We start from the raw sequence: 24101 nt of genomic DNA, 5'->3' as shown, positions 1-24101 counted from the left end.
GTTAGGCCCCGTATGAGCCATATCGAGAATCCCAAGGTAGATCCTTGGCCAGATCCGCCAATTCAGGACTTTGATGCTGACGGGTACATGCACCCGCCGTGGATCAAATTTCCCAACCTTCCTCGCAAGTCTTCCGGCTGGCGTATGGGCATGGGCGAGGCGTATCGGGATAGTTTTGACACATGGTGGTCGCGTCAACCTCGCCCAGTCCATTTGTCTGTTCGGGCAAAGTATCCTGAGTCGCAAGAGTGGTCAGGGTTCTGGCAATCGCTGGCCGGGGCCTAACAATTCATTCAAGCCGACGCCGCTTCGCGGCGCGGCTTAATTCAGGCGTTAGGCCGTGGTGGAGCTAAACCTTCTGGTGGTTTCCGCTTCGGCAGTTTCCCGGTACCACCTGGCCACGGCTTCGGTCGCACCGCGCTTCAAGGCTCAGCGGGCGAGCCCCGTCCCGCAGTCTGTGGCAAGCTCGGCAAAAGGTGGCAGTGCTGGGGAGCACGGTTGCAGCATCAAACCGTTCTGGCCACTCACTGCCTAACAAGTCATCCAAGCCGACGTTGCTTCGCAACGCGGCTTAATTCTGGCGTTAGCGCTCATTGAGTTCTGATCATGACTGAGAGTGATGATGACCATCTTGCTAATGAGTACCACTTTCTCGAGCTTTTCCAGGACTTCAGCCAAGCAAGCCGCAGAGCCAAGCAACTCGCCAGAACGTACGAGGGGTTGGTCCGGGTAAAGCGAGAGGACAGCAACTTCAAGATTCTTGTTCCACTCTGGGTTAAGAGCGAAATTCTTGATCCGCCGCCGCCAGCCCCCAAGCCATCGGACGTTGATGATGATCCAGAGGATGATGATGACGATTACTACGACCCCATAGACGAAGAGTTGAACAAAGAACAAGAAGAGCTTCGGAACGAGGTATATGGGAGTAGAGATGATTGGGGGCGTTCAACAGAAGAAGGGTGGTTCTACGATGATGGTGACGCGTAGCGGGCTGAGCGCTAACAATTCATTCAAGCCGAACCCGCTTCGCGGGTCGGCTTAATTCAGGTGTTAGGTGGCATTGGTAAAAATTAGGGGTGGTTTCTGCTTCGGCCAGTTCATCGGCTGTTTGCCAGTCGGCTCCGGACACCGCTCTTCAATGTTTTAGGCATCGGCAAGTTCACGGCTTCGGCCCTAGCTTCGGCGCCGCCGCACAATCATTGCAGTTGGCTTCGGCGGTTCCGCGCGGCATGGTTTCTGTGGCAAGCCCCGGTCCCGCAAGCTGTGGCACTATCGACCTTCGTTGTGCAGTTCAGGCGGGCGGGTTTGGCTTGCAAATCAACATTTCGGCCAATCCCACCTAACAAATCATTCAAGCCGAAGTTGCTTCGCAACTCGGCTTAATTCTGGCGTTAACCGCCTATGATTGCCAATCGCGAAACCGGTGAGATCGTCCTTGAAAGCGGCACAGTCCTCTCCCCTCGCACAACTCGCTCTGACTTTCTTCGCTCTCCCGAGGGCGCAGCTTCGTCCATGCTCGTCCGGAACGAGCCCTGGTGCTCGTTCAAGTTTGCGGTTCAGGCCGAGTCGTTAGTCCTGGCGGTTTTCTTCAATGGCGAATCCATTCAAGCCATGCATCTGGCCATTGTTGACGCCGACTCCGCGCCCTGGAGCCACGAGGCTGAGCTTCGGCGCAAAGAGGCGAACGACAGATGGCTACTCAGCAAAGGCCTTACACCCGGCAAAACTTACGCTTGGGGCTCTGTTTGGTCGGGCTATGATCCCAAGGGTGGTTCAAGCAGCGCCGTCCTTAGCTTCTCGGGCGGCAGCTAACAATTCATTCAAGCCGACGCCGCCACGCGGCGCGGCTTAATTCCAGAGTTAGGCATCAATGGCGAGATCTCTGGCATTTGCATATGCACTTTCTCTCATCGCCCTAGCGGCGATGGTCGCGCTCGGCCGTGGCCTGCTTCCTAAGCCGGATGGTTTCACCACCTTCTTCTACATGAGCTTAGTGGGCTTGCTCATGTTGCCGGCATCCGTCATGTTCTTTCGGGGTAGTCGTTTGTCGTCCGGGCCGCTTCGCAAGCTCTTAGCCTATGCGCTGTCAGCCGTTACCGCGTTTCTGGGCATGGGATCGTCAGCCGCTGTCATACTTGTCCTACTGGGCGCGGCCAAATCTGGTTGATGCCTAACAATTCATTCAAGCCGAAGCCGCTTCGCGGCTCGGCTTAATTCAGGCGTTAGAGGCCACATGGAAGATACGAGCAGCCGTAAAAAGCGAGGATGGATTTGGGCCACTTTTTTCACGGTGATGGGGATCATCTACGTTACGGATGGCCTGCGAAGCCCCGAGACAGAAATGGGTCGCTTGCTCATGGGTGCTGGCTTTCTGTTGGCAGCACCACAAGCATTCTTCAGTCCCATTAGCTTCGCCAACCCCGATCTTAAGTTCATCAAAGTCTCGCCTGTTGACTGGCTTGGCATGGCTGGCGTGCTGTTATTGGTTTCAGGGCTTGTGGTTCGTTGGCTGTGACCTCTAACAATTTATTCAAGCCGAACCCGCTTCACGGGTCGGCTTAATTCAGGCGTTAGACTACAGGAGAAGCGTTATGACGGATTCGCTCAAAAGCATACTGGCTGGCGCTATTTCCGGGATCATCACTAGCTACTTAGCGGTGCCAGCGATTGGTGCAACTGCCGCAATAGCCATGCCATCCGGATGGCCCGTCGCGCTATGGAGCGCTCTCGTAGTGTTCGGCATTGGCGCTTTTCTACCAGCCCTGGTCATCCAATTTGCGGCGCTGCTCATTACACGAGCAGCAAATGCGTTTGTCGCGCTCGCCAGCTTCTGCATAGCAGCAATCTCAACTATTGCCGTGCTCTCCGGACTTACCTATGCCGGTAGCGCTCTTGCAGCTATCGTTATTGGCGCAATTGCGGCTGCCGCTACTTTCAGCGCTCTGTGGTCTAACAATTCATTCAAGCTGACGCCGTTCCACGGCGCGGCTTAATTCCAGCGTTAGGCCGTGGTGGAACAAAACCTTCAGGTGGTTTCCGCTTCGGCAGTTTCCCGGTACAACCTGGCCACGGCTTCGGTCGCACCGCACTTCAAGGTTCACCGGGCAAGCCCCGTCCTGCAGTCTGTGGCAAGCTCGGCAAAAGGCGGCAGTGCTGGGGAGCACGGTTGCAGCATCAAACCGTTCTGGCCACTAACTGCCTAACAAGTCATCCAAGCCGACGTTGCTTCGCAACGCGGCTTAATTCTGGCGTTAGGGGGCAGTGGTGAGTACCGCGCGATTCTTCAAAGAGCACGGCGCTGCAATGCGATCCGGTGATAGCACAGACCATCGGAAGCGGATGCAAGAAGCCTATGAGACCATTCGGGACAACTGGCTCTCCAAAAAGGAATATGCAGCGCTCGTGAAGGCCATTGTCGGCAATTGGACGTCTGGAAACTGCGTTGAGTACATGCGTCCTCTTACCGCAGCACTCGTCGCAGAAGAAGAGTTAGAGCTTCACCGACACCTCTGGACACGCACATTAAAGAGGCAGCTCAGCGCCTTCTTTCGTGAGTACTCGTTCATTCGCCGTCAACGACTACCGTTGCAGGACATCGCCTCCACGGATTCTTCTGGCTTCGATGAATTTGACTACGCCAGTTACAGCGATCACCGCAAGGCCGCCTCGTTTCTTCTTGGTCGCATATACTCAAGCTTAGCTATTTGGAGAGACGAGTTGATCGGCGCTGGTCTGAGCACAGAAGATCCAGACAATATTGTGGCTAGCCTGCAACTGCTTAAACAGCCTCGCATTGATGTCAATCGACTGCCCCCTAACAATTCATTCAAGCCGAATTGGCTTCGCCAGTCGGCTTAACTCAGCAACTGTCTTGTACGTGTTGGTTTTCGGACTGAATCCACTTTGCATTCGGCATCGCACGGTTCCGCACCGTTATGGACACCGTTGGCCGGGGCAAAGATGGGCGTTCCGCGCCTTATCCTCGCCATCGGTGTACGCGACGGATCCGGCACCGGCTTTGTGGCGGTCGGCTTAAACGCTTCGCTGAGCGGCCCGCAGCAGGCAGGGCAGCGTGCGGCGCGGGCTTTCAATGGCCCAAAGCCGAGCGGCGGGCCCTCGAGCCGCGAGCGGCCCATCAAGGCTATTTGTTTATGCGGTGAGACTTTTTGCTGCGTCGTTGCGGCTTTTTGCTGAACGATTAAGGCTTTTTGCTTGTCCTTTGAGGCTTTTTACTACTCCGGATAGCTTCTGAGCTACTCCATTAAGGCTTTTTGCTATTCCCGATAGCTTCTGAGCTGCTCCGTTGAGGCTTTTTGCTACTCCGGATAGCTTCTGAGCTGTTTCGTTAAGGCTTTTTGCTGTTCCGTTGAGACTCCAGGCGGTGCTGCGGGAGCCTTTCGTCCCTGCTGGCAAGTGCAGGGCTGCGCCTTTGAAGGCGATACGGGGTGACGCCCGACACGGCGGCTTGACCGGGGCCGCCCGGCCGGCAACGCACCGGACCGGCCGGGATCTGGCCTACCGGATGCGAGTGCGTGCAGCGCCGTGGTCGGCCACCCCGTGCCGGACACCGGCGCAAGTCTTGGGGATGATTCGGCCGACAGCTGCCGGCCGCAGGCGCAAGCCTTGGACGATCGGCTGATCGTCGGCGAAAATCGCGATATCGAGGCCGGAGCGGCCGATCAGGGACGAGGCCTGCGCTTTCCAGCCGGAGGGACTGCAGTGCGGCGGCCCGCTCGTCTGCCCTGCTGCCCCGTCCTTCACAGGATCCGGGGCGGCCCGTGCCGCATCTGCCCGCTGCGCCGCGTGTCTGCCAAGGGCGCAGGGCGGGTCGGTCGGGGTGGAACTGCGGTACCTTCACAGATCATCGTCGCCTCTTTTCGGGGCGATGGTTCCAGGCAACCGTCGTCGCCACCGCGCCGACCTTTACCCAAGAGCTCTTGCATGAACACTGAAAGCAACACCGCCCTGCCGCCGCGCGAAGCGATGGAGTTCGACGTCGTCATCGTCGGTGCCGGCCCTGCCGGGCTGGCCACGGCCATCCGCCTGCGCCAGCTGGCCGTGGAAAAGGGCCAGGAGCTGTCGGTGTGCGTGCTGGAGAAGGGCTCCGAGCCGGGCGCGCACATCCTGTCCGGCGCGATCATGGATCCGCGCGCGCTCACCGAGCTGTTCCCGGACTGGAAAGAACGCGGCGCGCCGCTGAAGCAGGCCGTGACCCGCGACGAGTTCCTGTTCCTGGACGAAACCGGCGCCAAGGCAACCCCGCACGCGCTGCTGCCGGAGTGCTTCCACAACGACGGCAACTACATCGTCAGCCTCGGTGAAGTGAGCCGCTGGCTGGCGCAGCAGGCCGAGGCGCTGGAGGTGGCGATCTTCCCGGGCTTTGCCGCCGCCGAAGTGCTGTACGACGAGACCGGTGCGGTGATGGGCGTGGCCACCGGCGACATGGGCATCCACAAGGACGGCACGCCGGGCCCGAACTTCGAGCGCGGCATGGAGCTGCATGCCAAGTACACGGTGTTCGCCGAAGGCTCGCGCGGCCACCTCGGCCGCCAGCTGATCAGCCGCTTCAAGCTCGACGAAGGCCGCGACCCGCAGTCCTACGGCATCGGCATCAAGGAGCTGTGGCAGATCGACCCGGCCAAGCATGAGCCGGGCCTGGTGGTGCACGCCGCTGGCTGGCCGCTGGACAACGACACCTACGGCGGCGCGTTCCTGTACCACGCCGAGGGCGGCAAGGTCTCGATCGGCTATGTGGTCGGCCTGGACTACAAGAACCCGTGGCTGAGCCCGTTCGAGGAATTCCAGCGCTTCAAGACCCACCCGGCCATCCGCAAGCACCTGGAAGGCGGCAAGCGCATCGCCTATGGCGCGCGTGCGATCACCGCCGGCGGCATCCTGTCGCTGCCCAAGACCGTGTTCCCGGGCGGCGCGCTGGTCGGCTGCGAAGCCGGCTACCTCAATGTCAGCCGCATCAAGGGCAGCCACGCCGCGATCAAGACCGGCATGCTGGCCGCCGAGGCCGCGTTCGAGGCGCTGGTCGCCGGCCGCTCGCGCGATGAGCTGAGCGCCTATCCGGAAGCCTTCGAGAACAGCTGGCTGAAAGCCGAGCTGCTGCAGTCCAAGAACTTCAAACAGTGGTTCAAGAAGGGCCGCACCATCGCCACGCTGATGACCGGCATCGAGCAGTGGCTGCTGCCCAAGCTGGGCATCCGCAATGCGCCGTGGACCATCCATCGCACCCAGGCCGACCACGAGTGCCTGCAGCCGGCGGCCAGCCAGCCGAAGATCGAGTACCCGAAGCCGGACAACGTGCTGACCTTCGACCGGCTGAGCTCGGTGTTCCTGTCCTCGACCAACCACGAGGAAGACCAGCCCAGCCATCTGACCCTGAAGGACCCGAGCATTCCGGTGAGCGTGAACCTGGCCACCTACGGCGGCCCGGAAGCGCGTTACTGCCCGGCCGGCGTCTACGAGTTCGTCGGCGAAGGCAGCGATACCCGCCTGCAGATCAACGCGCAGAACTGCGTGCACTGCAAGACCTGCGACATCAAGGACCCGACCCAGAACATTGTCTGGGTGACCCCGCAGGGCGGTGGTGGTCCGAACTACCCGGCAATGTAAGCGCGGCGCCTGCAACGCGCCGGCGATCAGCGCTGCGCCAGCTGACCCGACCCCGCCGCCCACCGCGGCGGGGTTTTTCATGGTGCGCTTTGCGTTCGCCGTGGCCGGCGGCGATCATGCCCACGCCTGGCCACCGGGGCCATTTGCCGCAACGAGGAATCGATGTCACGCCTGCCACTGCCGGGACTTCTCTGCCTGCTGCTGGGCGCCTGTGGCCAGCGCGATGCGTTCAACCATTCGGCCAGTGCCGATCCGCATCAGCGCGAGCTGGAACGCGCCTTCGCCATCTGCGCCGGCTGCCATGACACCCGCCCCGATCTGGGCCACCGCGTCGGCCCCAACCTGCACGGGGTGATCGGCCGCAAGGCCGGCACTGCGCCGGGCTATGTGTATTCGGAGGCGATGAGCGCCAGCGGCATCATCTGGGACGCGCAGACGCTGGATGCCTTCCTGGCCTCGCCCTCCAAGCGGGTACCGGGCAGCAAGATGGTCAACGCCACCGCCGACCCGGCGCGTCGCCGGGCGGTGATCGAATACCTGTCCTCGCTGCCGGAGTGATCCGCGCCGGCTGTCGCGTCAGTCCAGGGTCTGCACGCCACCGCCATTGACGAACAGGATCTGCCCGCTGACCCAGCTGGAGATCGGCGCGGCGAAATACAGCACCGCCCCGGCGATGTCGTCGGCCTCGCCCAGGCGCTTGATCGGCGTATGCGACAGCATCCGCTGCTCGATCTCCGGGGTCAGCACGGTGGCCAGCGCCGCGGTACGCACCGCTCCGGGACCGACGGCGTTGATGCGGATGTTATCCGGGCCATAGTCGTGGGCCAGGTTGGCGGTCATGTGGTTGATCGCGGCCTTGGAGGCGGCATAGGCGCTGATCGCCGGGCTCTTGTTGATCGAGCTCATCGAGGACATGTTGATGATCGAGCCATAACCGCCCTTCTTCATGTGCGGGGCGCACAGCTGGGCCAGCCGCCACGCGCTGAACACGTTGATCTGGAACGGCCGCTCGAACTGCTGCACGGTGATCTCGAACGGGCTCTCGCGCCCGGCCCCGCCGCCACCGGCGTTGTTGACCAGGATGTGGATGCCGCCCAGCTCGGCGGCGGTGCGCTCCACCGTCCGCACCAGGTCCTCGTCCTTGAGCACGTTGCACTCCAGCGCCAGCGCCCTGCCACCGTGGGCGGTGATCTCGGCGGCGACCTTCTCGGCATCGGCCAGTTTCAGATCGGCGATCGTCACCGCCGCGCCATAAGCGGCCAGCATCAATGCACTGGCGCGACCGATGCCATTGCCACCACCGGTGACGATGGCGACTTTTCCACTGAGATCGAAATGCGATTGCGGGCTCATGGGCTGCGTTCTCCGGATTGACGTGCGCGTGCCCGGTCATGGCACGCCGCGCGGGACCGGCCTGTCGGCAGGCTCCCGCGCAACGCTTGCCGTCTCCCGGGGGGACAGAGCCGGCAATGTGCAGGAACCGGGCGAAAACCGGGGTGAAAGCACCGCCCGTGCGTGGCGCAGAGGAAGCGGACCGGCACCGGTGGCGCTTGCACAGGCTCCAACCGCGCCGTCGGCACGGCAGGCGCGCCCTCGGCGCCCGGGGCACAGCGGCTGAACTGCCGCCGTGGTCTGGCGCAGGCGAACGCCCGGCCGGCATCTGCGGAAGTTCCCGCCGGTGCGGATTAATTCATGTACTGGTCAGTTTTATATTCAGGGGGCATTCCGTCGCCTAACGGATAATTCACACCTGTCGAAGCCGCAAACGTTTTCACCGCCGCTTCGATCAAACCAATAAAAAAGGTAATCCCGATTATGAAGACTTCCCTGATTGCGCTTGGCCTGCTGGCCGCCCTGCCGTTCGCCGCTTCGGCCGCCGACGGCCTGTCCTACAACTATGTGGAAGGCGGCTATGTGAACACCGATGCCAAGGGCGGCGACGCCGACGGCTTTGGCGTGAAGGGCTCGGTCGCCGTGGCGCCGAACTTCCATGTCTTCGGTGACTACACCCAGCAGGAAACCGATGCGGGCAAGGTTGATGTGGACCAGTGGCGTCTGGGCGTGGGCTACAACCACACCCTCGCCAAGGACACCGATCTGCTGGCCCGTGTGGCCTACCAGAAGTTCGATCCGGAGCTGGGCCTGGACTTCAACGGCTACAGCGCCGAAGTCGGCGTGCGCAAGGCCTTCACCCCGATGTTCGAGGGCTATGCACTGGCCGGTTACGAGGATTTCACCAAGAAGCACGGCATCAACCCGGACGGCGAGTTCTACGGCCGCGTCGGTGGCCTGGCCAAGTTCAACGCCAACTGGGGCGTGAGCGGTGAGGTCAAGCTGGCCAAGGGTGGCGACAAGGAATGGTTCGTCGGCCCGCGCTTCAGCTGGTAAGCGGTACCTCCTAACGGAGGTTGTTGTACGGCGCGTGCTCTCTCTCCCCCGCGCCGCTGGAAGCCCGGTCTCCCCCAGACCGGGCTTCTTTTTTGCGTGCAAGCGGAGGGCACGCCCCTGGCTGCGGCGGTCGCAGAACGGCACCACACGCCCCACCGACGCCGGATCGGCTGAACGGCCGATGGCGATGGCGATGCACGGTGTCGGACAAGCCGTTGCGGTGGCCGCTCCCGGCCTGCCTCCAGCCACAAAAAAGCCCGGCATTGCCGGGCTTTTTCGTTGATCGTCGCTGATGTTCACTTGAACAGCGTATCCGGATATTCCGGTTTCTGTTCCCGCGCCAGCAGCTGCTGCAGGCCTTCGGCCGGGCTCAGGTCGCCATGCAGCACCGACTGCACCGCCTTGGAGATCGGCAGATCGATGCCATGGCGATCGGCCTGGCGCATGACTTCATCGGCGGTCTGCACCGATTCCACCACCTGGCCGATTTCCTTCACTGCATCGGGCAGGCTCTGGCCGCGACCCAACGCCAAGCCCAGGCGGCGGTTGCGCGACAGGTCGCCGGTGCTGGTCAGCACCAGATCGCCCAGGCCGGCCAGACCCATCAGGGTCTCGGGCTTGCCCCCGATGGCGGCGGCCAGCCGCAACATCTCGTTCAGGCCGCGGGTGATCAGGCCGGCACGGGCATTCAAGCCCAGTTGCATGCCATCGGCCACGCCGGTGGCCACCGCCAGCACGTTCTTCATCGCCCCGCCCAGCTCGGCGCCGACCATGTCGTCACCGGTGTAGGCGCGGAATGCCGGGCCGTGCATGGCATCGGCCACCTGCTGGGAGAACCCTTCGTCATCACCGTGGACGGTGATGGCGGTGGGCAGGCCCAGGGTGACTTCCTTGGCGAAGGACGGGCCGGTGACCACGGCCAGCGGCACGTCCGGGCCCAGCACGTCACGCGCCACTTCATGCAGGAAACGGCCGGAGCCGGGCTCGAAGCCCTTGGTCGCCCAGGCCACACCGGCCCCGGCCGGCCGCAGCGGCGCCAGCGCACGCACGGTTTCGGCAAAGGCATGCGAGGGCACCACCACCAGAATCCAGGCTGCTCCTTGCACGGTGGCCGCCAGGTCGGTGCTGGCCCGCAGGGAGCCGGGCAAGGGAATCCCCGGCAGGTACCGGGGATTCTCATGACGCTGGTCGATCGCCTCGATGACGGCGGCATCACGTCCCCACAGCACGGTCGGGTGACCGTGCCGGGCCAGCAAGGTGGCCAGCGCGGTGCCCCAGGAGCCCGCGCCGAGAACGGCGATCTTGTTCGCGTCGTTCGTACTCATACGGAAGTGCAGACGCCGATCAGGCGTTGCCGGCCGGCTCGGAGTCGGCCAGCGAGGCACCGTCGGCCTGCTGCTGACGCTGACGCAGGGTTTCGGCGTACAGGCCTTCGAAGTTGATCGGCTGCAGGTAGAACGGCGGGAAGCCGCCGGCCTGGATCAGGTCCGACACCATCGAGCGCACATACGGGAACAGGATGTTCGGGCACTGGGTGCCGAGCAGCACGTCGATCGCCTGCGGCTCCAGGCCGATCAGGCCGAACACGCCGGCCTGCTCCACTTCGGCCACATAGGCGGTCTTGTCGCCGGCCTTGCAGGTCAGGGTCACGCCCAACACCACTTCAAAGGCGGTGTCGGACAGGCGCTGCACCTTCTGGTTCAGGTTCAGCTGCAGGTCCGGCTGCACGTTCTCGTTGAAGATCGTCGGCGAGTTCGGGGATTCGAAAGAAACGTCCTTGACGTAGATCTTCTCGATGGTGAACGCCGGGCCGTTGTTGGCTTCAGCCGGGGCGACGCCGTTGGTGTTCTCTTCGGACATTTCTCAGGACTCCAGAACAGATTGTTCAATGATTGGGATTGGTACCAGACCAGCGATGGGGGCTGCCGCCCGCCTATACAAGGCCTGAACGAAAATTGACGGCTCAGCCGCGGCCTTTGACCAGCGGCAGATCGGCCGCCTGCCAGGCCGGAAGACCACCCTCGAGCACATAGACCTGCTCGAAACCGGCCTTTTTCAGCGCCTTGGCGGCAGTGGCCGAGGCATTGCCGGTCCGGCACAGCAGCACCACCGGCGACTGCTTGGCGTTGGCCAGCAGCTTGTGCGAGGGGGTCAGCTGCGCCGGCTGCAGGTTGCGGCTGCCGACGATATGGCCCTTCTCGAACTCGGCACTGGCCGACAGATCGATCACCACGGCATTGCCGGCGTTGATCATGTGGGTCAGCTCGGCCGGCTTGAGCGATTTGTAACCGCGAAACAGGCGCGCGATCTCGGTGGCGATGATGGCCACGGTCAGGCCGACCAGGGCCAGCGACAGCATCGGATTTCGGCCGGCGAAGGCCAGCAACTCTTCGTAGTTCACTCAGGTCACAGGTCGTTTTAAGCGGGCAGGGATTGTCGCATATGCCGGCAACCCGGCGCCCGACGGCTTACTGGCCCTGCCACAGGTCCGGCAGCCCGGCCGCCTGCCACCAGCGCTTGGCCTGCGGATCCCAGCGCCAGCGCTCGGTCAGGGTGAGGGTGCGTTCGGCCTGGGTGTTGCGGTTGATCACGCCCATTTCGATGCGGCGCTCGATGCTGCCATCGGCCGTGGCGCTGCTGCCGCGCTCGCGGTAGCTGGACACCTGCAGCTGCCTGTAGCGCTCGCGCTGCATCTCGGTGAGCGGATGGGCACGGAGGTATTCCGGATCGATGAAGCCTTCGGCGGTTTCAAAATCGCTCCAGCGCAGCGCGGCCACATAGGCGTCCTGGGTCGGCACGAGTTTGGCGCGCTGGGCACGGCCGGGACCCGCCGCCGAGGCCACCCCGGCCACCAGCAGCAGCACCATCAATGCGGACTGAGTGAGACGTCGATACATGGGACCCCCTTGGTAGTGGCCCATCCTAGCCTTTGCGCAGCGCGACGAAACGCCCTTCCAGCTCGGCCGCGCCACCTTCGATCTGCGCGTGCACGGTCATCCGCGCCCGCCCGCGCTTGGCCAGCAGCGCCAGAAACGCCTCCCAGTCCTGGTCCGGCGCGGCGCAGGCACTGGCCTGCAGCGCCCCGTACACCGGCGCTTTGTAGCGGATGCTGCTGTCGGCCACATAGACTTCGGCATCGTGCCCGGCCAGGGCCAGGCGCAGGCTGACCAGCGCCCAGCCGCCCAGCGTCATCACCGACGCCAGGCTGCCGCCAAAGGCGTTGCCCTTGTCGTTGACGTTGGCCGCCAGCGGCGCCTGCATGCGCAGTACGCCGTTCTCATAGCCGGCGATACGGATACCCATCGCCGCCACCGGCGGCATCGCATCGAGCGTGGACTGCAGCTGGGACAGCAACGGGGAACAGGGGGGCAATTCGGGCATGAATGAACATCGGCAATCGGAAAGCGCCCGCATAATGCATGCAATGAACGCTCCCGCCTATGTGCCAACCGACACGCCCTGGCACCTGATCTCGCTGCGGCCGCAGGGACAACATGATGCGCTGCGCCGTGCCGCCGCCCGCATTGGCGCGCGTACCGTGGCGCTGTCGCCGTGGCGGCTGCGCCTGCGCAACGATGCGGCCACCCGCGCGCAGCTGGCGCAGGCGCTGGCCTGCGACCGGATCGTATTCACCAGCCCGGCCGCGGTGGATGCCGCCGCGCGGCTGCTGCCGCTGGCGCAGATACCGCCCGGGCACGCAGTGACCGTGGGCGAAGGCACCGCGCGCGAACTGCGCCGGCGCGGGGTCGCCGGGGTTCAGGCGCCCTCGCGCATGGACAGCGAGGGCCTGCTGGCATTGCCGGCCATGCGCCACCTGCAGGGCAAGCGGGTGGCGCTGGTCACGGCCCCGGGCGGGCGCGGGATGATTGCCGCCCAGGTCCAGGCCATGGGCGCGCAACTGCTGCGGGCGGACGTCTACGACCGGGTGCCACTGCCGGTCAGCGCGGCCACCGTGGCCCGCCTGCAGGCGCTGCAGGGTATTACCGTGCTGGCGCTGAGCAGCGGCGAGGCGCTGGAACACCTGCTCACCCAGCTGCCGGAACCGCTGATCGAGCGCTGGCGCGCCGCGCCGGTGGTCAGTGCCAGCGCGCGGCTGGCGGAACTGGCCAGATCGCTCGGCTTCGGACAGGTCCACGTGGCCGCCGGGCCCATGCCGGCACAACTGGCCAGCGCCGCCTACGCCGTGCTGCATCCGCAGGATCCGGCACCCTAGCTGTATGCCGCCGGCTTGCAGCGCGGCCACGTCGCAGGCCATGCTTGCCGCGCATCACCGTCGCCGTGACGCCTGTGGCGATGGCATGCCTGCCAAGGATGCTGTGCCCCCATGAATGACGTTTCCACCTCTTCCCCGCCCCGCCGTGCCGTGCGCGGGCTGCTGGCCGTGGTCGCCCTGCTGGCCGTGGCCGCTGCGGTCTGGCTCGGCTATCGCAGCTGGCAGGCCCGTCTGGCGCAGACCGACCAGAGCCGGGCAGCGGCCGCCCTCCAGCTCAGCGCGCTGGCGCAGAGCGTGGACGCCCTGCGTCGCGACCAGCGCGCCAATGCCCGCAGCATCCAGGACGCGGCCGCGACCAACCGGGTGTTGCGCGACGAAGTGCTGGGCCTTGGCCAGCGCAACGCACTGCTGGAGGAAAACCTCGCCCGTCTGGCCGACCGTTCGCGCCAGGGGGTGCAGGCCGTGCGCCGCGAGGAGGCCGAGCTGCTGCTCAGCCAGGCCCAGCAACGGCTGATCTATGCCGGCGATCTGGACGGGGCGCGACGCCTGTATGGCCTGGCAGCCGGGGTGCTGGAAAGCATCGACAGTCCGGACTACCTCAACCTGCGCCAGGCGCTGATCCAGGAGCGCAACGCGCTCGATGCACTGGGCCCGGGCGTGCGTGCGCAGGCGGCCGAACAGCTGACGCAATGGGCCAATGCCCTGGAAACCCTGCCCGAACAACTGCCGCAGGCCACCGGCGCCACCCGGCCGTGGTGGCAGCAGCTGCTCTCGCCGCTGGTGCAGATCCGCCCGGCCGACAGCCAGGTGCTGATCGCCCGCTCCGAGCGGGTCAGCGCCAACGATTCCCTGCAGATCGAACTGAGCCTGGCCCGGGCCGCGCTCGAACGTGGCGACACACCGGCCTGGGCGGCGGCGCTGGGGCGGATGGACACCTGGCTGCAACGGCTGTGGCCAGACTCGCCGCAACGTCAGGCCCTGCGCACGCGGCTGCAGGCCCTGCGTGCGCTGGATCTGCGCCCGGCCCTGCCCGAACTGGGCAGCACCCTGCAGCAACTGCGCAGCCAGCACGCCCCCAAGGAGACACCATGAAAGCGTTCCGTTCACTGCTGGTCGTCCTGCTGGTCGCGGCCCTGGGCATTCTGGGCGCGCAGTGGCTGGGGCAGGAATCGCAGCGCGACCTGGGCGAGGTCATCGTCCGCGCCGGCGGCAACGACTACATCGCCACGCTGCCACAGGCCGCACTGGCCGGGCTGATCGCGCTGCTGCTGCTGTGGCTGTTGGGCACGCTGCTCAGCGCGCCGTTCCGTGCCTGGGGCCGTTACCGACGCCGGCAAGGCCGGGCACGGTTGCTCGATGGCCTGCACGCGCTGGACGCCGGCCACTGGCAGCGCGCGGAAAAACTGCTGCAAAGCGCCGCCACCGAGCAGCAGGTACGCCCGATCGCGCTGGTCGCGGCGATGCGGGCGGCCGAGGCGCGCGCCGACAGCGCCAGTGCCGGCCAACACCTGCAGCAGCTGGCGACTGCCGAACCGACTCTGCATGCCCTGCACAGTGCCGAGCGCTGGCTGCAGCAGGACAAGCCGCTGGAGGCGATCAACGCCCTGGACCTGCCCGCGATCCAGCCGCTGCCGCCACGCGGGCTGTGGTTGCGCACCGAGGCGCTGGCCCGCGCCGGCCGCGCCGAGGAGGCATTCGGCCAGCTGGGCGCGCTGCGCCAGACCCAGGTGATGCCGGCCGAATCATTGGCCGCGCTGGAAACCGCGCTGGCATTGCAGATGCTCGATGAAGCGGCCGACGTCAACGCGCTGGCCGCCCGCTGGGACGCGCTGCCCAAGACTGTGCGCGTCTCGCCGCAGGCGGTGGCCCATTACGCCCGCCGCGCGGTCGCGCTGGACTGGGAGGAGGTGGCCATGCGGGTGGTCGAGCAGACCCTGGACAGCCAGTGGGATGAAGCGCTGGTCACGCTCTATGCCGAGCTGCCGGTGGACCGGTTCGACGCGCGGCGCGCCAACGCGCAGCGCTGGCTGCAGACCCACCCCTCCAGCCCGGCCCTGCTGCTGGCGCTGGCCCGCTTTGCCCGCGCACAGGCGCAGTGGCCGCAGGCCGAGGAGTTCCTGCACCGGGCCATCGCCCAGGGTGCCGGTCCGCAGGCGTGGGAAGCGCTGGGCGAAGGCTTCGCCGAACAGGGCGACGACGCGCTGGCCCGGCACTGCCTGCTCAACGCGTTGCGCCAGCGGCGGGGCGAGATCCCGCTGCCCCTCAATCGCCGTGACCTGCGCCAGCAGATCCAGGACCAGGCGGTGGCCGAGGAGCGCGATGAACACGGCTTCCCGCGGCTGCCGGGCTGAGTCCGTAGAATCCGCCCCCCGTCTCTGCCAGCAGTCCCAATGAACATACCTCCGGATATCCACGCCCGCGTCGTGGAACTGACCGACACCATCCTCCACGCCGGTCAGTCCGGCGATGCCGAGGCCGCGCAAGCCGCGTACCGCGCACTGGCCGACTACGGCCATGCCGTGGCTGCCGAGGGCCGCGACCATCCGTTCCTGTGGGAAACCCTGGCCGACTTCACCGGCGATGACCGCCTGGCCATCGCCCTGTACCTGCGCGCCCTGCCGCTGGCCACCGCCGCCGACGCGTGCGGGTACGCCGCATCGATCTGCCTGGCGCTGGCCGAACGCCACGTCAATCTGGACGAACCCGAGGCCGCCCGCGATTACGCGCGGCAGGCCGACGGCTTCGCCGGCCGCACCGATGACCTGCCGCTGCGCCGCGATATCCGCCAGTTCCTGCTCGATCACGCCTCCCCGGCCGATCGGCACTGAGGCAACGCTCCCGGGCACGCGACACGTACCCGCAAACCTCTACCGTGCAGCGGCCGCAACGCTCATTCATGCCGGTACGGACAGGATGGCGGCCGCACCCGCAAAACAGGGCGAGACACCGCGGTAGACCGCCCGTTCCGGGGTGATCCGCCGGGGCTTGAGGATGCGTATTCCGATCAGGCCCCAGAACCGCCTCACCAACGAGGCGAGGATATCCAGCAGCACCGGCGGGCCGCTCTCCAGCACGAAACCGCCGTGCAGCGACAGCCACGCCATCAGGATGTACCGCCGGCGCTGGCCCTGGTGCGCAGCGCACAGCCCGACCTGGGGCGGGTCGCTTGCGCACGACCAGCGCACCCATGGGATGGACCAACCTCTGCACCAGGATCAACCAGGTACCCCCATGGCGAATGCCAGCAGACGCCGCGCTTGCGGTATTCGGCCGCGGGCGCGTCACATCTCATGCAGAAACGCATCCATTGCAGGACGCCCTCGTCGCCCCGAGGCGGATTGATCAGGGCGCAGGCACGCCCGGCGTGAGCGCTCAGCGATCCCCTTCGCCGGCGGCAGCATCGGCCGCGGCATCACGCGCCGCTTCGGCGGCCGCGTCGGCCGCCATTGCAGCGGTGTCCGCCGTCGTTCCGGCCGGAGATGCGGCGGTATCGGCCGCCGATGCCGCGTCGTCCGGGAAACCGGGTTGCGCGCCGGCCGTGGCAGCTGCCGGCGCATCGGCATCCACCGCCATCGTCGCCCGGCTGTCGCCCGCTTCGATGAGCTGCAGCTGCTGGGCGATCTCGGCGGCGAACTGCCTGGCCACCCGCTCGCGGTCCTGGCCTGCCACCAGTGGGGCCACTTGCGGCTGCAGGCGTATGAACCGCGCCCGCGCCGGTTCGAACCGTGACAGCCGCCGCTCCCATTCGCCCAGCAGCATCTGGCAATACAGCCACTGGCCATCGCGCACGGCCCTGTCATCCGGGCATTGCCGGGCGAACGCGGCCGCGGCGGCCGCCACGTAGCGCGGGTACTGCGCCGGCGAGGCCTGCCAGCTGGCCCGCTGCAACGCGCCGGCCTGCTCGGCGGCCGGCGCATCGATCACCTGCAGCAGCTGCGCCAGCCGCCAGTAGCTGGTCTCCGTGCCACGCAGGCGCTGGTAGTCGTCGCTTTGCACATAGGCGCCCAGCGCCTTCCGCTCGGCCTGGCTGTACGCCTCGCGGAACAGCAAAAAGCCGTTGCCCGGGCACTCCACCAGCGGCCACGGCGACTGGATGGCGCCATAGGCGCGCCCATCCAGGAAATGGCCGAACGCCGTGCCCGAGCCCATGGTGCTGGCGCTGAAGCGCTCGCCCCCCACCGGGCAGACGTAATCCACCGTCATGAAGGTCATTGCCGCCGCCGGCGCCGCCAGCATCGCCAACAGCACGCCCAGACCGATCGTGATGCGCTTCATACCCCGTCCCCCGTGTCCGCTGAAGCGGCGACGATAGCAGTCAGCCAGGGGATCGCGGCAGGGTCCAGGACCGGTGCGGCGGGCTCCGCTGCCAGCGCCCGTCAGCGGCCGCGCGCCAAAATCCCCGGCACAGTTCCAGCGGTGCCCGCTCCGGTCGCCGCCGCAGGACACGACATGGAAGTCGGCACCAGGGCCGTGCCACGCCGCGGCGCCTGGAATGGGATCGGTCCGGAGCGCACCGCCGGCAACGGCCCACGGATCGATGCGCAGCAACCGCCACCATCGACCCGTCCAGACAGCGGTCAGGGAGTGGAGGGGTATCGGCCATGTCGCCGGCGCAGCAGCGGCGCGGCGGTTTCCCGTGCGATCAGGTGCCCGCCCACCTCCGTGTGGACACGCTCCGGCAGATCAGCGCTCGACGATCGCCACCACGCCCATGCCGCCGGCGGTGCAGATCGACACCAGCGCGCGGCCACCGCCGCGTTCGGCCAGCTGCTTGGCGGCCGTGGCGATCACCCGCGCGCCGGTGGCGGCGAACGGATGGCCGGTGGCCAGCGAGGAACCCAGCGGGTTGATCTTGTCCGGATCGATCTTGCCCAGCGCCGCGTCCAGGCCCAGCCGGTTGCGGCAGTAGTCCTCGCTCTCCCACGCCCGCAGCGTGCACAGCACCTGGGCGGCGAAGGCCTCGTGGATCTCGTAGAGATCGAAATCCTGCAGGGTCAGGCCGTTGCGCTTGAGCATTTCCGGCACGGCGATGGTCGGTGCCATCAGCAGGCCCTCGCCATGGACGAAATCCACCGCCGCCACCTGCGAGTCACGCAGGTACGCCAGCGGCTCGTGGCCGTGCGCGCGCGCCCAATCCTCGCTGGCCAGCAGCACCGCCGAGGCGCCATCGGTGAGCGGCGTGGAGTTGGCGGCGGTCAGGGTGCCGCGGCCGGAGGTCTTGTCGAAGGCCGGCTTCAACGTCGCCAGCTTTTCCAGCGAGGTGTCCGAACGCAGGATGTTGTCACGCTCCACGCCGCGGAACGGCGCGATCAGGTCGTTGAAGAAACCGCGCTCATAGGCGGCGGCCAGCTTCCTGTGCGAGGCCACCGCCCATTCGTCCTGCGAATCGCGCGAGATGTTCCACTCCTTGGCCATGTCCTCGCAGTGCTCGCCCATGCTCTTGCCGGTACGCGGCTCGGCCACGCCGGGGAACTCGGGCTTGAGCTCGGAGAACTTGAAGCCCGCCGTCAGCGCGCGGAACTTGTCGCCGGTGCTCTTGGCGCGATTGGCCGCCAGCAGCCGCGCGCGCAGCTTCTTGCCATAGACGATCGGCACATCCGAGGTGGTATCCGAACCGCCGCCGATGCCCGAGTCGATCTGGCCCAGTGCGATCTTGTTGGCCACGGTGATGATCGTATCCAGCGAGGTGCCGCAGGCGCGCTGCAGGGTGATGCCCGGCGTCAGCGGCGACAGCCCGGAGGACAGCGCCGCTTCACGGCCCAGATTCCAGTCACTGGGATGCTTGATCACCGCGCCCATCGCCACTTCACCCAGCTGCTGCCCGTGCAGGCCGAAGCGCTCCACCAGCGCACCGAGCGTACGGACCGACATGCCAAGGTTGCCAACGTCCGAATAGGCGGTGTTCTGGCGGCAAAACGGAATGCGGACACCACCGAGAATGGCGACGGGACGGGCGCTGGGCATGCGGATACCTGACATGGGAAAGTGTGTGCGACGTGGCCTGCACGTGATAGCAGGCATAATGGAGTTGAGTGTAGCTTCGAGCCAGTGACGGGCCAACCGCAAACCATGAGCAATTCCAACCCTGACATGAATGCGCTGGGCGTCGTAGCGCTGGAACTGGCCGGCGGCCAACAACCCACACAGGCCGCGTTGGGCTCGGCTCAAGCCGGCGAACTGGCCGCATTGATCGGCCGCGATCTGGCCAAGCTGGTGCCACAGGCAAGTGAACTGGATCTGGTATTTGCCGCCGCGCATTTCGATCCGGCCGAAGTGCTGCGCCCGGGCTGGCCGATCCACCGTCGCTTGGAAGAACTGCAGATGCGCGCGCCCGGCCGTCATCAGGGCCCGCGTCTGCTGGCCTTCGGCGCCGATGCCAAAGGCGAGGTGCCGCTGCCACTGCAGGCCGATCCGGCATTGACCGGCGGTGGACTGCGGGTGCTGCCGTTTGTGCTGACCGGCACCGATACCGCTGTGCTGCACGACTGTCGCCAGGCCTTGGAAGAGCTGCTGCTGGCCAACGGCATGGCCCAGCCCGACACCGCGCTGCTGGCACAGAACGCCTTTGGCGCGCAGGTCGAGCACGCCCGCTATTTCACGGTGAACGATCTGGCCGCGATGATGGCCATGCAGTACGACAACCAGGGGCTGGGCGATCTGTGGCCGCTGCTGGAAACGGCGATGTTCGCGCCGGGCGAAGAGCATTGGCTGGAAACCGGACCCGAGCCGCTGCTGCGCTATGTCGGCGGCGAGGTGCGCATGGCGCTGTTCGATCCGGCCGGCTGGTGCGCGCACTACGCGCACGACAACCGCGATGGCGAGCGCCTGCAGCGGATCTACGAGCAGTACCTGATGCGCCAGCGGCAGATGGCCGCGGTGCTCGAAGCCCATGGCGTCGACGTGCTGTACGTGCATGTGCATGCCGGCCAGGATGCCAGGGCGCTGCTGGCGCACTGAGTCACCAGCGCGCTGCCGCAGGGAAAAACGCCGGCCACTGCCGGCGTTTTCCATTCCATTGCAGAGCCGCTTACCGCGCGGCGGTGATCACCGCACAGGCCAGCCGGGCGCCGGCGTTGCCGGTGGGCTGGGTCTGGTAGTCGTCCGCATCGGCGTGGACGATCAGACCACGGCCGATGATGTCGAACGCATCGCCCTTGCCGGCATTGACGTTGCTCGCCACCGGGCCGTCGATGTGGGCATTGCCCTGCGCATCGGCGCTGATGTTGGGCATGTCGCCGCCGTGATGGGCGACCGCATCAACACTGCCATGCTCGCTGCTGCCGGGATTGAAGTGGCCACCGGCGCTGCTACCGTCCGGCGCACTGCAATCACCCTTCTCGTGGATATGGAAGCCATGCTGGCTGTCGGGCTTCAAGCCGCTGATGTCGCCGCTGGCGCGCAGCTTGCCGTCCACCAGCAGGAAGTGGATGGTGCCTTTGACCGAGCTGCCCTGGGTCGGCTGCAGCTCGGCAATGGCGAGCGGGCTGCCCATCGCCGGCGGCGCGGCCGGATCGGCGGCCGCCGGTGTGGCGGCGGTATCGGCCGGGGCCGCCGCGGGTTCGGCGGCAGGCTTGCAGGCGCTCAGCGCCAGGGCACTGGCCAGAAACAAAGTGCTGTGGATCAGACGCATGGTGCTACTCCCTTGCTGGGCTGGGTAAAAAAAGACGGATACAGGGCGCTCAACGCACCACACGGATCACCGCGCAGGCCACCCGCGCACCGGCATTGCCGGCCGGCTGGCTGCGGTAATCGTCGGCGCCGGCGTGCACGATGAGCGCGCGACCGGCGATGTCATTGGCCGCACCGCCGCCGAGGGTGACCCCGCGCAGGTGCACATCCACCTGCGCCACGCCCTCGGCATTGGCCTGCAGGTTGTCCATATCGCCGGCGTGGTGCGCACCGGCACCGGCGCGGCCGTGCGGCTGCGACAGCGGATTGAAATGGGGCCCGGCGCTGCTGGCATCCACCGCGCTGCAATCGCCTTTTTCATGCACGTGGAAGGCGGCCGGCTGGCTGCGCGGCAGGCTGCCAATGGTGCCGGTGATATGCACGCCGCCGGCTTCAGGCACCAGTACCAGCCGCCCGCTGACCAGGCTGGCCGAGGCCGGCGCCAGATTGGCCTCGGCCAGCTGCGCGGTACTGACCGCCGCCACCGGCGCCGGCGCGGCCGGTTTGACCGGGGCGCTGGAACCGCAGGCGCCGAGCGCGAGCGCAGTGGCCGTCGCCAGCAAGGGAAGAATCAGACGCATCGATAACTCCTGTCAGTAACGGATCCGGCCGCCGGCGCTCAACTCTCGCCGAAGCGGCCCGGTCCCAGTTTGCGGGTGATGGTGTTACGGCCCAGTCCCAGCCGGGTGGCGGCATCGCCGCGATGCCCGTCGGTGAACGTCAACGCCACCTCCAGCAGCACCGCGTCCAGCCGCGCGCGCGCCTCGGCGTGCAGGCCGCTGGCGCCTTCGGCCAGCCGCTGCTGCGCCCACACCGCCAGGGCGCGATCCCAGTGCTCGGGCACGGCCACCGCAGGATGGCGCGGTCCGCGACCGCCACGGGCCAGCGCCGCCTGCACATCCTCGGCCGATACGGTATCGGCCGCGGCCAGCGCGGCCAGGCGCCAGCACACGTTCTCCAGCTCGCGCACGTTGCCTGGCCAGGCGTAGCCGCGCAGCGCCGTGATCGCCGGCGCCGACAGGCGCTTGACCGGCATTTCCAGGCGGCGCGCGGCATTGGCCAGGAAGGTCTCGGCCAGTTGCGGCACATCATCGACGCGCTCGCGCAACGGCGGCAGCCACAGCCGCACCATGTCCAGCCGGTGCAACAGATCGGCGCGGAACCGGCCCTGCTCGACCAGGGCCTCCAGATCCTGGTGGGTGGCGGCCACCACCCGCACATCCACGCGGATCAGCTCGCGGCCACCGACGCGGAAGAACTCGCCTTCGGCCAGCACCCGCAGCAGGCGGGTCTGCAACGGCAGCGGCATGTCGCCGATTTCATCCAGGAACAAGGTGCCACCGTTGGCCTGTTCGAAGCGGCCGATATGGCGCTTGGTCGCACCGGTGAAGGCTCCGGCCTCGTGGCCGAACAATTCGCTTTCCAGCAGCTCGGCGGGAATGGCGGCGGTGTTGAGCGCGACGAAGGGACCCTTGGCTCGTGGCGATTCGCGGTGCAGCGCGTTGGCCACCAGCTCCTTGCCGGTGCCGGTCTCGCCATTGATCAGCACCGACAGCGGCGCCTGCGCCAGCCGGCCGATACTGCGGAACAGTGCGCGCATCGCCGGGCTGTCGCCGATCAGCTGCGGCGGCCCCTCCTCCCGGGCGAGCGGTACGACGGGGACCGGCAGCGCGTCGCGCTCCGGCAAGGCGCGCCGCGCCAGCTCGACCGCGTCATCCAGATCGAACGGCTTGGACAGGAATTCATGGGCCCCCCCGCGGAACGCGCCCGCGGTGCTGGCCACATCGGTGTAGGCCGACATCACGATCACCGGCAGCTGCGGGTGCGCGGCCTTGAGCTTTTCCAGCAGTACCAGGCCGTCATCGCCGGGCATGCGCACATCGGTGAACAGCAGGTCGGGCACCGGCCGCAGCGCCAGCGCCGCCAGCGCGGCCGCGGCACTGTCGAACCCTTCCACGCCGTAGCCGGCGTCGCGCAGGGCGGTGGTCAGGACGAAGCGCACCGAGCGGTCGTCGTCGACCACCCAGATGGTGGCGCCCTGCGCGGTTGGATCAGACATCGCTCATCTCCATCTCCGCCGGGGCTTGTTCGGCAAGCGGCAGGGGCAGCAGCACGGTGAACACGGTGCGGCCGGGACGCGAGCGGTAGCTCAGCGTGCCACGGTGTTCGCGCGCCACCTGCTGGGCCAGCGCCAGGCCCAGCCCGGTGCCCTCGGCACGGCCACTGACCAGCGGCAGGAACAGGTGTTCGGTTAGCTCCTCGGGCACGCCACGGCCGTCATCGGCCACTTCCAGGCGCAGCGCCAACGGGTGGGGCTGCTCGGCGATGCGCAGGCCGTGCTCGACCCGGGTACGCACGGTGACCGTGGTGGCGCCGGACTGCATCGCATTGCGCACCAGGTTGAGCAGCGCCTGGGTCAGCCGGTCGGCATCGCCGGGGAATTCGGGAATGCTGGGATCGTAGTCGCGCAGCAGCCGCACCGACCAGCCGGCCTCGTTCTCGGCCAGGCGCAGTACCCGCTCCAGCGCGGCGTGGATGTTCAGCGGCGCATGCGGGCGCTGCGGTGCCGGCGAGAGCAGCTGTTCGAGCAGGGTGTTCAGGCGCTCGATCTCCGTGCCGATCAGGTCGATCAGCTCGCTTTCCTCGGCATCGCGCCCATGCGCGCGCCGGGCCAGCAATTGCGCCGCCCCTTTCAGGCCGGCCAGCGGATTGCGCAGTTCGTGCGCCAACCCCTTGAGCGCGGCGCTGAACGCGCCCGGCAGCAGCTGCGCCGGATCGGCCCCCTGGAACTCGTCCACCGGATGCGCCTCCAGCAGCCAGCCCCCCGCGTCGATCACGCTCAGCCAGCCATCGGCAAAGCGCGGCGCCTCGCCAGGCAGCGCCAGCGCCAGCCTGGGCAGCCGGGTGGTCTCGCTGCCGGCGGTGGTCAGCCGCACCGCCAGCGCCTCACCCTGGGTTTCCAGCGAGACCAGCGGCTGGCCGAGCAGGCGCCGGACGCTGACCCCGAGCCAGCGGCAGAACGCCGGATTGGCCCCCTGGATGCGGCCGTCCGCGCCACTCCACACCAGCGGCGTGGCCATCAGTTCCGGCGACGGGGTGAACTCGGCTGCGGTCATTGCACCAATATAGTGCAAAGCGACCGCGGCACGGCTTGTGCACCACCGGCAAAGCGCGGCCCCGGGCGCCTTCGGCATCCGCCGGGCCGCACCGA

27 protein-coding genes are annotated in these 24101 nt (G+C 66.8%); 14 read left to right on the top strand and 13 right to left on the bottom strand.

Features of this window, described 5'->3' with window-relative positions:
* The first annotated feature begins 606 nt into the window (after nucleotides 1-606).
* The 8 genes from ARC78_RS06500 to ARC78_RS06465 all read left to right on the top strand — a co-directional run bounded on the left by ARC78_RS06500 (nucleotide 607) and on the right by ARC78_RS06465 (nucleotide 7179).
* Nucleotides 607-987: a hypothetical protein gene (locus tag ARC78_RS06500; RefSeq protein WP_054658882.1), complete on the top strand. Its 381-nt coding sequence runs from the start codon at nucleotides 607-609 to the stop codon at nucleotides 985-987.
* Nucleotides 988-1401: 414 nt separating this feature from the next.
* Nucleotides 1402-1812 carry a hypothetical protein gene (locus tag ARC78_RS06495; protein WP_057634224.1) on the top strand — a complete coding sequence of 137 codons (411 nt, stop codon included), beginning with the start codon at nucleotides 1402-1404 and terminating at the stop codon, nucleotides 1810-1812.
* 58 nt (nucleotides 1813-1870) lie between these two features.
* Nucleotides 1871-2167 (top strand): hypothetical protein, encoded by a 297-nt coding sequence (locus ARC78_RS06490; RefSeq protein WP_054658880.1) that lies wholly within the window; start codon nucleotides 1871-1873, stop codon nucleotides 2165-2167.
* Between the two features lie 66 nt (nucleotides 2168-2233).
* Nucleotides 2234-2515: a hypothetical protein gene (locus ARC78_RS06485; protein WP_057505959.1), complete on the top strand. Its 282-nt coding sequence runs from the start codon at nucleotides 2234-2236 to the stop codon at nucleotides 2513-2515.
* Nucleotides 2516-2591: 76 nt separating this feature from the next.
* The gene (locus ARC78_RS06480; protein WP_057505958.1) at nucleotides 2592-2993 is read left to right on the top strand and encodes a hypothetical protein; all 402 of its coding nucleotides are present in this window, start codon (nucleotides 2592-2594) and stop codon (nucleotides 2991-2993) included.
* Between the two features lie 346 nt (nucleotides 2994-3339).
* Nucleotides 3340-3858 carry a hypothetical protein gene (locus ARC78_RS16570; RefSeq protein ID WP_145974288.1) on the top strand — a complete coding sequence of 173 codons (519 nt, stop codon included), beginning with the start codon at nucleotides 3340-3342 and terminating at the stop codon, nucleotides 3856-3858.
* Between the two features lie 1083 nt (nucleotides 3859-4941).
* Nucleotides 4942-6621 carry an electron transfer flavoprotein-ubiquinone oxidoreductase gene (locus ARC78_RS06470; protein ID WP_057505957.1) on the top strand — a complete coding sequence of 560 codons (1680 nt, stop codon included), beginning with the start codon at nucleotides 4942-4944 and terminating at the stop codon, nucleotides 6619-6621.
* A 162-nt stretch (nucleotides 6622-6783) separates the two neighbouring features.
* Nucleotides 6784-7179, top strand: a complete 396-nt coding sequence (locus ARC78_RS06465) for a c-type cytochrome (RefSeq protein WP_054658877.1) — start codon at nucleotides 6784-6786, stop codon at nucleotides 7177-7179.
* An 18-nt stretch (nucleotides 7180-7197) separates the two neighbouring features.
* Here the strand turns inward: ARC78_RS06465 and ARC78_RS06460 are convergent, their stop codons facing one another.
* Entirely contained in the window at nucleotides 7198-7974 is a 777-nt protein-coding gene (locus tag ARC78_RS06460; protein ID WP_054658876.1) for a glucose 1-dehydrogenase, read from the bottom strand.
* A 462-nt stretch (nucleotides 7975-8436) separates the two neighbouring features.
* Between ARC78_RS06460 and ARC78_RS06455 the strand changes: the two genes are divergently transcribed.
* Nucleotides 8437-9009 (top strand): OmpO family porin, encoded by a 573-nt coding sequence (locus tag ARC78_RS06455; RefSeq protein WP_054660648.1) that lies wholly within the window; start codon nucleotides 8437-8439, stop codon nucleotides 9007-9009.
* A gap of 296 nt (nucleotides 9010-9305) precedes the next feature.
* On the opposite strand, the gene ARC78_RS06450 is transcribed toward ARC78_RS06455, so the two are convergent.
* The 5 genes from ARC78_RS06450 to ARC78_RS06430 form a co-directional block, all read right to left on the bottom strand.
* Nucleotides 9306-10334, bottom strand: coding sequence for an NAD(P)H-dependent glycerol-3-phosphate dehydrogenase (locus ARC78_RS06450; RefSeq protein WP_057505956.1), 1029 nt, complete (start codon nucleotides 10332-10334; stop codon nucleotides 9306-9308).
* A 19-nt stretch (nucleotides 10335-10353) separates the two neighbouring features.
* The gene (secB, locus tag ARC78_RS06445) at nucleotides 10354-10869 is read right to left on the bottom strand and encodes a protein-export chaperone SecB (protein ID WP_054660447.1); all 516 of its coding nucleotides are present in this window, start codon (nucleotides 10867-10869) and stop codon (nucleotides 10354-10356) included.
* A gap of 103 nt (nucleotides 10870-10972) precedes the next feature.
* On the bottom strand, nucleotides 10973-11410 hold the full coding sequence (locus ARC78_RS06440) for a rhodanese-like domain-containing protein (RefSeq protein ID WP_057505955.1): 438 nt from the start codon (nucleotides 11408-11410) through the stop codon (nucleotides 10973-10975).
* A gap of 67 nt (nucleotides 11411-11477) precedes the next feature.
* Nucleotides 11478-11906 carry a hypothetical protein gene (locus ARC78_RS06435; RefSeq protein ID WP_054660451.1) on the bottom strand — a complete coding sequence of 143 codons (429 nt, stop codon included), beginning with the start codon at nucleotides 11904-11906 and terminating at the stop codon, nucleotides 11478-11480.
* Nucleotides 11907-11931: 25 nt separating this feature from the next.
* Entirely contained in the window at nucleotides 11932-12390 is a 459-nt protein-coding gene (locus ARC78_RS06430; protein ID WP_054660449.1) for a YiiD C-terminal domain-containing protein, read from the bottom strand.
* Nucleotides 12391-12433: 43 nt separating this feature from the next.
* Here ARC78_RS06430 and ARC78_RS06425 point away from each other — a divergent pair, with 43 nt between their 5' ends.
* The 4 genes from ARC78_RS06425 (at nucleotide 12434) to ARC78_RS06410 (ending at nucleotide 16050) form a co-directional block, all read left to right on the top strand.
* The gene (locus ARC78_RS06425) at nucleotides 12434-13222 is read left to right on the top strand and encodes a uroporphyrinogen-III synthase (protein WP_425480554.1); all 789 of its coding nucleotides are present in this window, start codon (nucleotides 12434-12436) and stop codon (nucleotides 13220-13222) included.
* A 111-nt stretch (nucleotides 13223-13333) separates the two neighbouring features.
* Complete coding sequence (locus ARC78_RS06420; protein ID WP_057505953.1) at nucleotides 13334-14314, top strand: uroporphyrinogen-III C-methyltransferase; 981 nt, start codon at nucleotides 13334-13336, stop codon at nucleotides 14312-14314.
* Nucleotides 14311-15573, top strand: coding sequence for a heme biosynthesis protein HemY (locus ARC78_RS06415; RefSeq protein ID WP_057505952.1), 1263 nt, complete (start codon nucleotides 14311-14313; stop codon nucleotides 15571-15573). Before ARC78_RS06420 ends, ARC78_RS06415 begins: the two co-directional genes overlap by 4 nt.
* Before the next feature lie 39 nt (nucleotides 15574-15612).
* Nucleotides 15613-16050: a hypothetical protein gene (locus ARC78_RS06410; protein WP_057505951.1), complete on the top strand. Its 438-nt coding sequence runs from the start codon at nucleotides 15613-15615 to the stop codon at nucleotides 16048-16050.
* Between the two features lie 66 nt (nucleotides 16051-16116).
* Here ARC78_RS06410 and ARC78_RS06405 read toward each other — a convergent pair whose 3' ends face one another.
* The 3 genes from ARC78_RS06405 to ARC78_RS06395 all read right to left on the bottom strand — a co-directional run bounded on the left by ARC78_RS06405 (nucleotide 16117) and on the right by ARC78_RS06395 (nucleotide 19201).
* Nucleotides 16117-16326, bottom strand: a complete 210-nt coding sequence (locus ARC78_RS06405; protein ID WP_054661041.1) for a hypothetical protein — start codon at nucleotides 16324-16326, stop codon at nucleotides 16117-16119.
* Nucleotides 16327-16594: 268 nt separating this feature from the next.
* Nucleotides 16595-17497, bottom strand: a complete 903-nt coding sequence (locus ARC78_RS16755) for a hypothetical protein (RefSeq protein WP_057505950.1) — start codon at nucleotides 17495-17497, stop codon at nucleotides 16595-16597.
* Between the two features lie 408 nt (nucleotides 17498-17905).
* Nucleotides 17906-19201: an acetyl-CoA C-acetyltransferase gene (locus ARC78_RS06395; RefSeq protein WP_096144916.1), complete on the bottom strand. Its 1296-nt coding sequence runs from the start codon at nucleotides 19199-19201 to the stop codon at nucleotides 17906-17908.
* A 90-nt stretch (nucleotides 19202-19291) separates the two neighbouring features.
* Here ARC78_RS06395 and ARC78_RS06390 point away from each other — a divergent pair, with 90 nt between their 5' ends.
* Entirely contained in the window at nucleotides 19292-20179 is an 888-nt protein-coding gene (locus tag ARC78_RS06390) for a hypothetical protein (protein ID WP_054660334.1), read from the top strand.
* Between the two features lie 70 nt (nucleotides 20180-20249).
* Here ARC78_RS06390 and ARC78_RS06385 read toward each other — a convergent pair whose 3' ends face one another.
* From ARC78_RS06385 to ARC78_RS06370, 4 genes are read right to left on the bottom strand one after another with little or no spacing between them, the layout of a single operon-like run.
* On the bottom strand, nucleotides 20250-20852 hold the full coding sequence (locus ARC78_RS06385) for a superoxide dismutase family protein (RefSeq protein ID WP_057505948.1): 603 nt from the start codon (nucleotides 20850-20852) through the stop codon (nucleotides 20250-20252).
* A gap of 49 nt (nucleotides 20853-20901) precedes the next feature.
* Complete coding sequence (locus ARC78_RS06380; protein WP_057505947.1) at nucleotides 20902-21471, bottom strand: superoxide dismutase family protein; 570 nt, start codon at nucleotides 21469-21471, stop codon at nucleotides 20902-20904.
* Between the two features lie 38 nt (nucleotides 21472-21509).
* The gene (gene ntrC, locus ARC78_RS06375) at nucleotides 21510-22949 is read right to left on the bottom strand and encodes a nitrogen regulation protein NR(I) (RefSeq protein WP_057505946.1); all 1440 of its coding nucleotides are present in this window, start codon (nucleotides 22947-22949) and stop codon (nucleotides 21510-21512) included.
* The gene (locus ARC78_RS06370) at nucleotides 22942-24006 is read right to left on the bottom strand and encodes a two-component system sensor histidine kinase NtrB (protein WP_057505945.1); all 1065 of its coding nucleotides are present in this window, start codon (nucleotides 24004-24006) and stop codon (nucleotides 22942-22944) included. Before ARC78_RS06370 ends, ntrC begins: the two co-directional genes overlap by 8 nt.
* Between the last annotated feature and the right edge of the window lie 95 nt (nucleotides 24007-24101).

The organism is Stenotrophomonas pictorum JCM 9942 (assembly GCF_001431585.1).
Classification (GTDB): domain Bacteria; phylum Pseudomonadota; class Gammaproteobacteria; order Xanthomonadales; family Xanthomonadaceae; genus Stenotrophomonas; species Stenotrophomonas pictorum.
The sequence above is the reverse complement of the archived record's forward strand: the minus strand, read 5'-3'. Positions and strand labels throughout refer to the sequence as shown.

What these genes read in the sequence shown, in the direction of transcription:
- ARC78_RS06455 (WP_054660648.1), top strand. Translation starts at nt 8,437, where the DNA reads ATGAAGACTTCCCTGATTGCGCTTGGCCTGCTGGCCGCCCTGCCGTTC.
- ARC78_RS06460 (WP_054658876.1), bottom strand. Translation starts at nt 7,974, where the DNA reads ATGAGCCCGCAATCGCATTTCGATCTCAGTGGAAAAGTCGCCATCGTC.
- ARC78_RS06420 (WP_057505953.1), top strand. Translation starts at nt 13,334, where the DNA reads ATGAATGACGTTTCCACCTCTTCCCCGCCCCGCCGTGCCGTGCGCGGG.
- ARC78_RS06390 (WP_054660334.1), top strand. Translation starts at nt 19,292, where the DNA reads ATGAGCAATTCCAACCCTGACATGAATGCGCTGGGCGTCGTAGCGCTG.
- ARC78_RS06450 (WP_057505956.1), bottom strand. Translation starts at nt 10,334, where the DNA reads ATGAGTACGAACGACGCGAACAAGATCGCCGTTCTCGGCGCGGGCTCC.
- ARC78_RS06495 (WP_057634224.1), top strand. Translation starts at nt 1,402, where the DNA reads ATGATTGCCAATCGCGAAACCGGTGAGATCGTCCTTGAAAGCGGCACA.
- ARC78_RS06465 (WP_054658877.1), top strand. Translation starts at nt 6,784, where the DNA reads ATGTCACGCCTGCCACTGCCGGGACTTCTCTGCCTGCTGCTGGGCGCC.
- ARC78_RS06385 (WP_057505948.1), bottom strand. Translation starts at nt 20,852, where the DNA reads ATGCGTCTGATCCACAGCACTTTGTTTCTGGCCAGTGCCCTGGCGCTG.
- ARC78_RS06370 (WP_057505945.1), bottom strand. Translation starts at nt 24,006, where the DNA reads ATGACCGCAGCCGAGTTCACCCCGTCGCCGGAACTGATGGCCACGCCG.
- ARC78_RS06435 (WP_054660451.1), bottom strand. Translation starts at nt 11,906, where the DNA reads ATGTATCGACGTCTCACTCAGTCCGCATTGATGGTGCTGCTGCTGGTG.
- ARC78_RS06380 (WP_057505947.1), bottom strand. Translation starts at nt 21,471, where the DNA reads ATGCGTCTGATTCTTCCCTTGCTGGCGACGGCCACTGCGCTCGCGCTC.
- ARC78_RS06480 (WP_057505958.1), top strand. Translation starts at nt 2,592, where the DNA reads ATGACGGATTCGCTCAAAAGCATACTGGCTGGCGCTATTTCCGGGATC.
- secB (WP_054660447.1), bottom strand. Translation starts at nt 10,869, where the DNA reads ATGTCCGAAGAGAACACCAACGGCGTCGCCCCGGCTGAAGCCAACAAC.
- ARC78_RS06490 (WP_054658880.1), top strand. Translation starts at nt 1,871, where the DNA reads ATGGCGAGATCTCTGGCATTTGCATATGCACTTTCTCTCATCGCCCTA.
- ARC78_RS06410 (WP_057505951.1), top strand. Translation starts at nt 15,613, where the DNA reads ATGAACATACCTCCGGATATCCACGCCCGCGTCGTGGAACTGACCGAC.
- ntrC (WP_057505946.1), bottom strand. Translation starts at nt 22,949, where the DNA reads ATGTCTGATCCAACCGCGCAGGGCGCCACCATCTGGGTGGTCGACGAC.
- ARC78_RS06500 (WP_054658882.1), top strand. Translation starts at nt 607, where the DNA reads ATGACTGAGAGTGATGATGACCATCTTGCTAATGAGTACCACTTTCTC.
- ARC78_RS06405 (WP_054661041.1), bottom strand. Translation starts at nt 16,326, where the DNA reads ATGGCGTGGCTGTCGCTGCACGGCGGTTTCGTGCTGGAGAGCGGCCCG.
- ARC78_RS06395 (WP_096144916.1), bottom strand. Translation starts at nt 19,201, where the DNA reads ATGTCAGGTATCCGCATGCCCAGCGCCCGTCCCGTCGCCATTCTCGGT.
- ARC78_RS06485 (WP_057505959.1), top strand. Translation starts at nt 2,234, where the DNA reads ATGGAAGATACGAGCAGCCGTAAAAAGCGAGGATGGATTTGGGCCACT.
- ARC78_RS06415 (WP_057505952.1), top strand. Translation starts at nt 14,311, where the DNA reads ATGAAAGCGTTCCGTTCACTGCTGGTCGTCCTGCTGGTCGCGGCCCTG.
- ARC78_RS16755 (WP_057505950.1), bottom strand. Translation starts at nt 17,497, where the DNA reads ATGAAGCGCATCACGATCGGTCTGGGCGTGCTGTTGGCGATGCTGGCG.
- ARC78_RS06430 (WP_054660449.1), bottom strand. Translation starts at nt 12,390, where the DNA reads ATGCCCGAATTGCCCCCCTGTTCCCCGTTGCTGTCCCAGCTGCAGTCC.
- ARC78_RS16570 (WP_145974288.1), top strand. Translation starts at nt 3,340, where the DNA reads ATGCAAGAAGCCTATGAGACCATTCGGGACAACTGGCTCTCCAAAAAG.
- ARC78_RS06470 (WP_057505957.1), top strand. Translation starts at nt 4,942, where the DNA reads ATGAACACTGAAAGCAACACCGCCCTGCCGCCGCGCGAAGCGATGGAG.
- ARC78_RS06425 (WP_425480554.1), top strand. Translation starts at nt 12,434, where the DNA reads ATGAACGCTCCCGCCTATGTGCCAACCGACACGCCCTGGCACCTGATC.